The 10,963-nt window shown below is 60.8% G+C and carries 8 protein-coding genes; 5 read left to right on the top strand and 3 right to left on the bottom strand.

The features are described from left to right. Positions 1-440: 440 nt before the first annotated feature. Positions 441-1,409: a LysR family transcriptional regulator gene (locus ACYYKW_RS13535; protein ID WP_090281850.1), complete on the bottom strand. Its 969-nt coding sequence runs from the start codon at positions 1,407-1,409 to the stop codon at positions 441-443. 261 nt (positions 1,410-1,670) lie between these two features. Between ACYYKW_RS13535 and ACYYKW_RS13530 the strand changes: the two genes are divergently transcribed. The 4 genes from ACYYKW_RS13530 to ACYYKW_RS13515 all read left to right on the top strand — a co-directional run bounded on the left by ACYYKW_RS13530 (position 1,671) and on the right by ACYYKW_RS13515 (position 6,582). Continuing rightward, complete coding sequence (locus ACYYKW_RS13530) at positions 1,671-3,170, top strand: efflux transporter outer membrane subunit (RefSeq protein WP_464990349.1); 1,500 nt, start codon at positions 1,671-1,673, stop codon at positions 3,168-3,170. A 140-nt stretch (positions 3,171-3,310) separates the two neighbouring features. Beyond that, entirely contained in the window at positions 3,311-5,503 is a 2,193-nt protein-coding gene (locus tag ACYYKW_RS13525) for an FUSC family protein (protein WP_464990348.1), read from the top strand. Further along, a complete protein-coding gene (locus ACYYKW_RS13520; RefSeq protein ID WP_015096751.1) occupies positions 5,493-5,693 on the top strand; it encodes a DUF1656 domain-containing protein in 201 nt (66 codons plus the stop codon). The genes ACYYKW_RS13525 and ACYYKW_RS13520 overlap by 11 nt, the downstream gene beginning before the upstream one ends. Before the next feature lie 22 nt (positions 5,694-5,715). After that, positions 5,716-6,582 carry an efflux RND transporter periplasmic adaptor subunit gene (locus ACYYKW_RS13515; RefSeq protein ID WP_090281853.1) on the top strand — a complete coding sequence of 289 codons (867 nt, stop codon included), beginning with the start codon at positions 5,716-5,718 and terminating at the stop codon, positions 6,580-6,582. A gap of 106 nt (positions 6,583-6,688) precedes the next feature. Here ACYYKW_RS13515 and ACYYKW_RS13510 read toward each other — a convergent pair whose 3' ends face one another. Both ACYYKW_RS13510 and ACYYKW_RS13505 read right to left on the bottom strand, forming a co-directional pair. Beyond that, the gene (locus tag ACYYKW_RS13510; protein ID WP_464990347.1) at positions 6,689-7,513 is read right to left on the bottom strand and encodes an SDR family oxidoreductase; all 825 of its coding nucleotides are present in this window, start codon (positions 7,511-7,513) and stop codon (positions 6,689-6,691) included. Positions 7,514-7,547: 34 nt separating this feature from the next. Further along, the gene (locus tag ACYYKW_RS13505; RefSeq protein ID WP_090281855.1) at positions 7,548-8,012 is read right to left on the bottom strand and encodes a multidrug transporter; all 465 of its coding nucleotides are present in this window, start codon (positions 8,010-8,012) and stop codon (positions 7,548-7,550) included. A gap of 169 nt (positions 8,013-8,181) precedes the next feature. Between ACYYKW_RS13505 and ACYYKW_RS13500 the strand changes: the two genes are divergently transcribed. Continuing rightward, on the top strand, positions 8,182-10,947 hold the full coding sequence (locus ACYYKW_RS13500) for an RHS repeat domain-containing protein (protein WP_464990346.1): 2,766 nt from the start codon (positions 8,182-8,184) through the stop codon (positions 10,945-10,947). The last annotated feature ends 16 nt before the right edge of the window (positions 10,948-10,963 follow it).

Here is a 10,963-nt window from a genome sequence, read left to right as displayed (position 1 = left end):
TTGCTTCGCTGCACCTACTTCCGCTGTGTACGACTTCGTCGTACGGTCGCTGCGCTCCCACGCCCGGATCAATCCCTCCACTCAGCCTTCCGATGTCGCCGGTTAGGCAAGATCAAGAGCACGCGAGCTAACGCTCATTGTTGAGTGGTTAGAAGCGTGGCGGCTGGCTCTGGTTTTGTGGTGTGGCTGCCCCTCACCCCAGCCCTCTCCCGAGGGAGAGGGAGCCGATTCGTGGGCCGTTCAGAACTTGAGTACGACTCGGTATCCCAAGTTGGCGTATCTCTCCAAGTCACCACGGTCAGTCCCCTCTCCCTCCGGGAGAGGGTTAGGGTGAGGGGCTTTTCAGTTGTACGTGGTATTGGTGGATTTCGTGATTATCCCGCATCCGATTCACTGCCAGTTTCGCCAGCAGCGATGATCTAACGCGATACGTCTGAAGATCAGTTCGCAACCCGTGCGCCAGCCAGACTTCCGCTCAACTCATACGCCGCCAGTTCCGCCTGATGCGCTGCCAATATTTCCGGCAACGAGCCGCGCAGATATTCGACCCACGTTTTGATCTTCGCATCCAGGTACTGCCGCGACGGGTAGATCGCATACAGGTTCAGCTCTTGCGAGCGGTAGTTCGGCATCACTCGCACCAGCGTGCCGTTGCGCAAGCCTTCGATGGCGGCGTACACCGGCAGTACGCCCACGCCCATGCCGCTGATGATCGCGGTTTTCATGGCGTCGGCGGAGTTCACCAGAAACGGCGAGCTGTTGATCGTGACCATTTCCTGGCCGTCCGGGCCGTCGAAGGCCCATTTTTCCAGGGGGATCACCGGGCTGACCAGGCGCAGGCAGGCGTGGTTGAGCAGGTCGCTGGGTTTTTGCGCGGCGCCGTTGGCTTTTACGTAGGCCGGTGAGGCGCAGACGATGCTGTAGGTGATGCCCAGGCGTTGCGAGACGAAACCCGAATCCGGCAGTTCGCTGGCGAGCACGATGGACACGTCATAGCCTTCGTCGAGCAGGTCCGGCACGCGGTTGGCCATGGTCAGGTCGAAGGTCACGTCCGGGTGGGTCTTGCGATAGCGGGCGATGGCGTCGATGACGAAGTGCTGGCCGATGCCGGTCATGGTGTGCACTTTCAACTGCCCGGCGGGGCGGGCGTGGGCGTCGCTGGCTTCGGCCTCGGCCTCCTCGACGTAGGCGAGGATCTGCTCGCAGCGCAGCAGGTAGCGTTTGCCGGCCTCGGTGAGGGCGATGCGCCGCGTGGTGCGGTTGAGCAGGCGGGTTTGCAGGTGGGCTTCGAGGTTGGAAACCGCGCGCGAGACGTTGGCGGTGGTGGTGTCGAGTTGCACTGCCGCGGCGGTGAAGCTGCCGGCTTCGGCGACGCAACTGAAGGCGCGCATGTTTTGCAAAGTGTCCATGGGGTGCTCTCAAGGGAGATGGCAAATTGTGACACGAAGTTTCAGGGGCTGAGACCCCAGACTTAAGGATTATCGCGTTAACCGTAACAAAGATTCACAGAAAACCCAGCTTATCGCCGTAAAGGCGCCCCCCTAGAATTGCGCCGTTGTGACAGTCGAGGCGCACAGGCCGGTTGTTCAGTCCGAACCCAAGTGCTGCTTTCGCGAGCAGTCTCGCTACCACACAGTCCCGGTTTATCCCCTTTTCAGGAATTCGCAGCTGTGCCGCGTCGCATCAACAGAGCGCTTTTGTCGCTCAGTGTTCTGGCTTTCACCCTGGGTCTTGGCGGCTGCATCTCAACGCAAGGAATCGCCCCGCACAGCGAGGCACTGGCGGCCAATTCGCTGGCCACCGACGAGGCCATTGCCCACGCCGCCAAAGATGCGCATTGGCCCACTGCACAGTGGTGGCAAGCCTACGGCGACCCGCAACTCAACCACTGGATCGACCTCGCCGTGCAAGGCAGCCCGACGATGGCCATGGCCGCCGCGCGTGTGCGCCAGGCCAAGGCGCTGGCCGGTGTCGCCGAGGCGGCCGAGTCGTTGCAGGTCAATGGCGAGTCGACGCTCAAACGGCACAATTGGCCGACGGATCAGTTTTATGGCCCCGGCGAGCTGGCCAACACGACGACCTGGGACAACAACGCCGCGCTGGGTTTCAGCTATGCACTCGACCTCTGGGGCCGTGAAAGCAATGCCAGTGAGCGCGCGGTGGATCTGGCGCACATGAGCGTCGCCGAGGCGCGGCTGGCGCAATTGGAATTGCAGAGCAACATCGTGCGCGCCTACATCGAGCTGTCGCTGCATTACGCCCAGCGCGACATCGTCGCGGCGACGCTGGCGCAGCAACAGCAGATTGTCGATCTGGCGCAGAAACGCCTGGACGGCGGCATCGGCACGCACTTCGAAGTCAGCCAGGCCGAAACGCCGTTGCCGGAAACCCATCGCCAGCTCGATGCGCTGGACGAAGAGATCGCCCTGAGTCGCAATCAGATTGCCGCGCTCGCCGGCAAAGGACCGGGTGACGGCGCGCAATTGCAGCGCCCAACTCTGTCGCTCGGTGCAGCGTTGAAATTGCCTTCGGCCTTGCCCGCCGAACTGCTCGGCCAGCGTCCCGACGTGGTCGCCAGTCGCTGGCAAGTGGCGGCGCAGGCGCGCGGCATCGATGTCGCTCATGGCGGTTTTTACCCCAACGTCGATCTGGTCGGCAGCCTTGGTTACATGGCCACCGGTGGCGGCGCGCTGGAGTTTCTGACTGGCAAGAAGCTCAACTACAACGTCGGCCCGGCGATTTCATTGCCGATCTTCGATGGCGGGCGATTGCGAGCCGAGTTGGGCGAAGCCTCGGCCGGTTACGACATTGCCGTGGCGCACTACAACCAGACGCTGATCAACGCGCTGAAAAACATCTCCGACCAGTTGATCCGCCGCGAGTCGATGGACAAGCAGCAGGGCTTCGCCGCCGAGTCGGTGGCCACGGCGCAGAAGACTTACGACATCGCGATGATCGCTTACCAGCGCGGCCTCACCGATTACCTCAACGTGCTCAACGCGCAGACCTTGCTGTTCAAACAGCAGCAGGTGCAACAGCAGGTGCAGGCGGCGCGGTTGAGTGCACATGCCGAACTGGTGACGGCGTTGGGCGGTGGCCTCGGTGCCGGCAGCGATGTGCCAAGTGCCGAGCAGACCCTGGCGCCGAAAACCCCGGCACTGCTGCGTTGAACACACATCCCCTTGTAGGAGTGAGCCTGCTCGCGATAGCGGTGTATCAGCCGACAGATTTGTTGAATGTGAAATCGCTATCGCGAGCAGGCTCACTCCTGCAGGGGCCGCGTTTTGCCTGATTATTTTGAGTACTACCAATGACGCCTTTGCCCGCTCGCATACGCTGGCTCTACGCCTTGGAATGGCGCCGCGGTTTCTTTGACTGGGCGCGCAGCGATGGCGTGACCTGGGTCTACATTTTCAAGGTGTTGATCGCCGCGTTCCTGACCTTGTGGCTGGCGATGCGTCTGGAACTGCCGCAACCGCGCACGGCGATGATCACCGTGTTCATCGTCATGCAGCCGCAGAGCGGTCAGGTGTTCGCCAAGAGTTTTTATCGCTTTCTCGGCACACTGGCCGGGTCGGCAATGATGGTCACGCTGATCGCTTTATTTGCGCAGAACACCGAATTGTTCCTCGGCTCGCTGGCGATCTGGGTCGGCATCTGCTCGGCCGGTGCGGCGCGTTGCCGTAACTTTCGCGCGTACGGTTTCGTGCTGGCCGGTTACACCGCGGCGATGGTCGGTTTGCCAGCGCTGGCGCACCCGGACGGCGCGTTCATGGCGGCAGTGTGGCGTGTGCTGGAGATCTCGCTGGGGATTCTCTGCGCCACCCTGATCAGCGCGGCGATCCTGCCGCAGACTGCCAGCGCCGCCATGCGCAATGCCTTGTATCAGCGCTTCGGGGTGTTTGCCCTGTTCGTCACCGACGGCCTGCGCGGGCGCAGCCAGGCCGAAGCCTTCGAGGCCAGTAACGTGCGCTTCATTGCCGAAGCCGTGGGCTTGGAAGGGCTGCGCAGCGTGACTGTGTTCGAAGACCCGCACATGCGCCGGCGCAATGGTCGGCTGAGCCGTTTGAACAGCGAATTCATGGGCGTCACCACGCGCTTCAACGCCCTGCACCAGTTGCTTGAACGCTTGCGCGGCAATGGCGAGGAACATGTGGTCGCGGCGATCAAACCGGGTCTGCAGGACCTTGCCGAAGTGCTCGACGGTTTCAGCGGCCGTGCCCTGACCAGCCCCGATGCCGCACGTCTGGCGACAGCGCTGGCGATCTACAAGGAAGGTTTGCCGGCGCGGGTGCGCACCCTGCGCGGGCTGTTTCAGGAGACCGCGCCAAGCGAGGCCGAACAACTGGATTTCCACACCGCGTACGAATTGCTTTATCGCTTCGTCGATGACCTGCACGGCTACGCCCAGACCCATGCCTCCCTCGCCGAGCACCGCCACGAACGCGAGCGCTGGGACGAGCCGTTCACACCGCAGACCAACTGGTGGGCGGCCGCCGCTTCCGGGATTCGGGCTTCGTTCATTCTGCTGTTGCTGGGCAGTTATTGGGTCGCCACCGCGTGGCCAAGTGGCGCGACGATGACCCTGATTGCCGCCGCCACCGTGGGCTTGTCCGCAGCGACGCCGAACCCCAAACGCATGGCGTTCCAGATGGCCTGCGGGACGTTTCTTGGTGCGTTGGTCGGCTTCGTCGAGATGTTTTTCCTGTTCCCGCTGATCGACGGTTTCCCACTGCTGTGCGTGATGCTCGCCCCGGTGATCGTGCTCGGTTCGTTCCTCACCTCGCGGCCCCAATATGCTGGGGTCGGCCTCGGTTTGTTGATCTTTTTCAGCACCGGATCAGTGCCGGACAACCTGACGATCTACAACCCCTACAACTTCATCAACGACTACATCGCCATGGTCATGGGCATGCTCGTCTGCGCGGCGGCGGGGGCGATTATTCTGCCGCCGAACAGTCGCTGGTTGTGGCAACGGCTGGAGCAGGATCTGCGCGAACAAGTGGTCTACGCGATCAGCGGCAAACTCAAAGGCCTGGCCTCGAGTTTCGAAAGCCGCACCCGCGACTTGCTGCATCAGGCCTATGGTCTCGCCGCCGGCCAGCCGAAGGTGCAGCAAAATCTGCTGCGCTGGATGTTCGTAGTGCTGGAAGTCGGTCACGCGATCATCGAACTGCGCAAGGAACAGGCGATTCTGCCGGTGCATCCGGCCTACGCCGAATCGCAGCCGTGGCGTCAGGCAATCCGCGTGATGGGCCGGGCGCTGGTGCGGCTGTTTCTGCAACCCAACTCGAGCAATCTGGAGCGTGCGCTGGTTGCCGTCGACCATGCGATCAGCCGCGTCGCGGCCACCGACGAGCCGTTCGCGCCACACTTCGATACCTCGGCGCTGCGGCGGGTGAAGAGCTATCTGCACTTCATCCGCACCTCGCTGCTCGACCCGCAATCTCCGCTCGCCGAATACGCCATCGCCCGCCCCGAAGGACCTGCCCGTGCCTCGTGAAATCGCTTTCCACGGCGTGTACATGCCGACCATGACACTGATGTTTTTCATTGCTGCGGCGCTGGCCTGGGCGCTCGACCGGTTTCTTTCGGGGTTCGATCTGTACCGCTTTTTCTGGCACCCGGCGCTGCTGCGTCTGAGCCTGTTTACCTGTCTGTTCGGCGCGATGGCGCTGACGGTTTACCGTTGACTCTCGCTAAAAGAAGGCATTGATGAAAAAGTTTTTCAGCCTGCTCGCAACCCTGCTGGTGCTGGCTCTGGCGCTGTGGATCGGCCGCACGTTGTGGCAGCACTACATGAACACGCCGTGGACTCGCGACGGCCGCGTCCGCGCCGACATCATCAATGTCGCCGCCGATGTCACCGGCGAAGTGGTCGAGGTGCCGGTGCGTGACAATCAGTTGGTGAAGAAGGGCGATCTGCTGATGCGCATCGACCCCGAGCATTACCGCATCGCAGTGAAACAGGCGCAGTCGCTGGTCGCTGCGCGCAAGTCGACATGGGAGATGCGCAAGGTCAACGCGCATCGCCGGGCCGACCTCGACAATCTGGTGATCTCCAAGGAAAACCGCGACGACGCGAGTAACATCGCCGACGCAGCACTCGCCGATTATCAACACGCGCAAGCGCAACTGGAAGCCGCCGAACTCAACCTCAAACGCACCGAAGTGCGCGCGGCGGTGGACGGCTACGTGACCAACCTCAACGTGCATCGCGGCGACTATGCGCGTATCGGCGAGGCGAAAATGGCCGTGGTCGACATGAATTCGTTCTGGGTCTACGGCTTCTTCGAGGAGACCAAACTGCCGCATGTGAAAGTCGGCGACAAGGCCGATATGCAGTTGATGAGCGGCGAAGTGCTCAAGGGCCATGTGGAGAGCATTTCACGCGGCATCTACGACCGTGACAACCCGGAAAGTCGCGAGCTGATCGCCGATGTCAACCCGACGTTCAACTGGGTGCGCCTGGCCCAACGGGTGCCGGTGCGGATTCACATTGATGAGGTGCCGGAAGGGGTGTTGCTGGCGGCGGGGATTACTTGCACGGTGGTGGTGAACCAAGCCACCGCGGACCTCTGACAGACCGAGTCATCCCCCGTCGCGAGCAGGCTCGCTCTCACGGGGATTTCAGCGACCCGGGAATTCCTGTGGGAGCCAGCCTGCTGGCGATGGGAGCAACGCGGCCTCAGAGTTTTGCGCGCAAGCCGAAGCGCTTCATCAAAGTCGACTCCAGCAACCCCTTCGGCAACATCGCCGCCAACAAAGGCAACGCCCGGCTGCCATTGCCTATGCGGATCAACCGCGGCGGTTTGCTCTGCTGCACGGCCTTCAACAACACCGCAGCAAACTCTGCGGCCGGGGTCGGTTTGTCCTGCGAGGCCCTGGCCCGCGCCCGAATGCCTTCACGCAACGGAAACCACGGCGATTGCTCGTTGATCAACTGCTCGGCTTCATGCCCGGCATTTTTCGCGAAACTCGACTCAATCGCGCCGGGCTGAACTTCCATTACACGGATACCGAACGGCGCCAGTTCCATGCGCAAGGCATCGCTTAATGCATGTACCGCCGCTTTCGACGCGCAATAGGCACCGGCAAATGGCGTGACCAGTACACCGGACACACTGCCGATATTCACCACCAATCCTTTGGCCCGGCGCAGCACCGGAAACAGTGCGCGAGTGACGCCGACAATCGAAAACACATTGGTCTCGAACTGCCGCTGCATGGCCGCCACGCCGCCGTCGAGCAGCGGACCCATCGCGCCGTAACCGGCGTTGTTGATCAGCACGTCGAGACCGCCATGCTCGCGGCTGATGCGCTCGCCAAGTTGTTCCAGCGCAGCGTTGTCATTGACGTCGAGTTGCACGGCGGTGAAGCCAGCGCTGGCTAAAGTCGCCACGTCTTCGGCCCGGCGCGCAGTGGCCCAGACCTGGTAACCCGCCGCTTTGAAGGCGTCGGCGAGGGCGCGGCCGATGCCGCTGGAGCAACCGGTAATCAACGCAACGGGCATAGCGCATTCCTTGTGCAGAAAGTTAAGAAACAGGTCAGTCGGAGAAACTACCCTGCAATCGCTCGGCGCGAAATTCCAGGGTTTGTGGCCGATAGCCGGGGCGTAGCGGTGGCAGTGGCAAGCAGTCTTCCCAGGTTGCGCCGGGCTGCAGTTCGCCAGGACCGCGATAGCGTGGGGCAGTGTACTGATTGTCGGCCAGGTTGACCGTATCGCCGGGCGCGTACGCGGCGATGCGCCAACGCAGTTCGGTAAGCGGCACATCGTTGCCATTGTTCATTTTCAATTGCAGCGGACGGTCGGCCGGGCACTGCTCGGGAGCGTAAGCCATGCGCAGTTCCAGGCGCGCCAGTTGCTTGATCTCGCGGTTGTCCAGCCACACCACCCACATCGCCACGAAGCCCAGGCCGATGGCAGCGGCCACCGACACCGGCAAGGCCTTGGCCGGATAGCGCAGCAGCAGAATCAGCCAGGTGATGACCAGCAGGATGCCGATGAACATGCTTGAGCGCTCCAGGGGGGGAATGAGCCCATCCTACCGAAGGCTTCGCGCGATGGGTATTCGGGACTCGGTCAAGCGCACCGTTGGTCGGGACTGTAATTTCTGACAGTAGGCATCCAGGGCCGCGCTTGGTCCCATGCACGAAGGCACACAGCGGCGTTGACGCACTATGGGCATCCACAGCAAAACACCATCGCTTGCCGTGAACGATCCGTGCGGGTTGGCCATCCTCACGGTCAATTACTGGCGGGCCGATGCGGGAATGGCCAGTGAGCTGCGAATCGAGCGGACGTTGCGCGACGTTGCCGGGCGTGCGGTCAAACAATGGGATGCTCGACTCTGGGCGCTGCAAGCGACTGACCCGCAGGCGCCTGCCAGTCTCACCTCAGTCCACGCTCTGAACGATAGTGCGCTGCGCTCGGACAGCACCGATGCGGGGGTCCAGGTCCAGTTGCCGGGTCTGGCTGGCGAGACGCTGTTCAACTGGGACAGCCGCGGCACACGCCGCGAAATTGAATACGACGATCTGCTGCGCCCGGTCGCGGTGTTCGAAGAGGGCACCGGCGTGCCTCGGCGGTGTGCAGAACGTTTGGCCTACGGCCGCCCCGGTGCGGGTGATGCGCAGTGCAATCAGTTCGGTCAGTTGATCCGCCATGACGATCCGGGAGGCAGTGTTCTGTTCACGCAGTTTGCGATCACCGGGCAGTGCAGTGAAAACACCCGTCACTTCACGCTTGAGCCGGTCGCGGCGGATTGGCCCGAGGCCATCGTCGATCGACAGAAGTTGCTCGAGCGCGAGGGGGCAACCACACAATGGCGTCATGCGCCGCTGCAATCTGTGCTGGAACAACTCGATGCTCGTGGTCACCGGCAGGTGTTCGCGCTGACGCTGGACGGGCGGTTACGCGGGGTGGATGTACGTCTGGACCTTCAGGCCCAAAGCCATTCGGTGGTCAGCGATATTCGTTACAACGCGCAGGGGCAAGTCATTCAGGAGACGGCGGGCAACGGCGTACTGACAGCGCTGAGCTATCGACCCGAAGACGGCCGCCTGCTCACGCGCCACGTTCAGGACAAGCTGGGCAATGTGCTGCAGCATCTGCTCTATGCCTACGACCCGATGGGTAACGTAACGAGTATCGAAGACCAGGCATTGCCCGAGCGCTGGTTCGCCAACCAGCGCATCGAGCCGATCAGCCGTTATCACTACGACAGTCTTTATCAGCTGTCCCGCGCCTCTGGCTGGGAGGCAGGCGCCGCCGGAGGCGGGCCGACAGCCCTGGCCAATTACACGCAGGACTATCGTTACGATGCCGGCGGCAATCTGCTGAAGCTGATTCACGTTGGCGAACAGAATCCCTGTCATGATCTGCAGGCCGCGCGCTACAGCAATCGTTGCCTGCCCTGGCGAAATGGTGTGCCGCCCGATGAGGCAGCGATCGGCGCAGCTTTCGATGCACGGGGCAATCTGCTGTTGCTGGATCAGGGACGCCAGTTGCAATGGAACCTGCGTAATCAGCTGGATTGGGTAGTGCTCGTATCACGCAGATCAGACGCCGATGATCGTGAATGCTATCTCTACGATGGCGCCGGTCAACGTGTACGCAAAACGGGGGTATCGCTGACAAATTCACGCAGCCTGCTCGCGGAAGTCCGTTATTTGCCAGCGCTGGAGTTGCGTACGAACACTGGCACGGGCGAGAGCCTGCAAGTCATCACCGTGCAGACCGGCCTCAACAGTGTCCGCGTTCTGCACTGGCAAAGCCCGCCACCGACGGGCAGCAACGATCTCTACCGATACGGTTTCAGCGATCATCTGGGTTCGACCAGTATTGAGCTGGACGCTGAGGCGAACCTGATCAGTCGCGAACATTTCTATCCGTCCGGTGCGACTGCATGGGTCGATGAACCCGAGGTCAGTTATAAAACCGTGCGTTATTCAGGCAAGGAGCGCGATGCGACGGGGCTTTACTACTACGGATATCGTTATTACGTGCCTTGGTTGCAACGCTGGTTGAATCCTGATCCTGCAGGGATTGTGGATGGCCTGAATGTGTTCCGGATGCTAAGGAACTCCCCGATTAACCGTCATGACGAAAATGGGACGAGTAGTTATGACGTTTTGAATGAACAGGAATCCTTTGCAAAAAAAAAGAATATTAAAATTATTTCCAAGGGACTTGATTCATTCCCGGCAACACAAAGGGAGGCAACGAGCGAAGCATTAGAGTTAGGACTTGAATGGGTAACAAATGCGGAGAAAGCGTTGTCGCAGCCTTCGTTAAGCTCCTCCACGCAGAAAATTTTAACAATGATGTTTGATGAGCATGACTTCTCGTCTGCGGGGGAAAAAGACAGTTTTACTTCCCTGCTGCTGGCAGATATGCAGGAGATCAAGTCTTTCATGACGATGTTGCTGGACAAGCGCAACCAGCAAGTAGTTCTTGTCGATCAGCTTCCGGGTGCGGATGCATTGGCGTTCAATACGGCCAATGACGGGAATTTCATATGGGTGAGCCAAAGTTATATCGAGCGTAGCCACGGGGTTTCTCAGGCACGAACAATGGTTCATGAGGCCGCCCATGCCATGCGTAGAAATAACGCACTGAACTTTGTAAACGACTTTATGTATCTGAATTTTGGAGAGGAAGGGCGGGCCGCATCGAAGGAAGAAATTAATGACTACGTTCTGCTTGGACGTTTGTCCTCCCGCGAGAGCATGGGCAGCGCGCCTGATGAGAGCACCTTTAAGGCCCGTACACTTGCTCATTACAAGAATGCAGTGAATACAGTCTTGGAAAAATTGGGTAAAAGTCCGGCAACGTCGCCGCGAAAACGTGCAGATGCCTACATCGGACAAGTAAAAGTCCGGCAAAACGTTGCTCGACGCAACGCAGATTCGCTGTCTGTATTCGCCATGCAGTTCCGACGTTGAGTTGTTGACTGAACAC

The organism is Pseudomonas sp. 15C (assembly GCF_055484735.1).
The sequence above is the reverse complement of the archived record's forward strand: the minus strand, read 5'-3'. Positions and strand labels throughout refer to the sequence as shown.

Excerpts from the sequence above, each read along its gene's own strand:
- ACYYKW_RS13525 (WP_464990348.1), top strand. The coding sequence starts at position 3,311 with ATGACGCCTTTGCCCGCTCGCATACGCTGGCTCTACGCCTTGGAATGG.
- ACYYKW_RS13500 (WP_464990346.1), top strand. The coding sequence starts at position 8,182 with ATGGGCATCCACAGCAAAACACCATCGCTTGCCGTGAACGATCCGTGC.
- ACYYKW_RS13515 (WP_090281853.1), top strand. The coding sequence starts at position 5,716 with ATGAAAAAGTTTTTCAGCCTGCTCGCAACCCTGCTGGTGCTGGCTCTG.
- ACYYKW_RS13510 (WP_464990347.1), bottom strand. The coding sequence starts at position 7,513 with ATGCCCGTTGCGTTGATTACCGGTTGCTCCAGCGGCATCGGCCGCGCC.
- ACYYKW_RS13505 (WP_090281855.1), bottom strand. The coding sequence starts at position 8,012 with ATGTTCATCGGCATCCTGCTGGTCATCACCTGGCTGATTCTGCTGCTG.
- ACYYKW_RS13535 (WP_090281850.1), bottom strand. The coding sequence starts at position 1,409 with ATGGACACTTTGCAAAACATGCGCGCCTTCAGTTGCGTCGCCGAAGCC.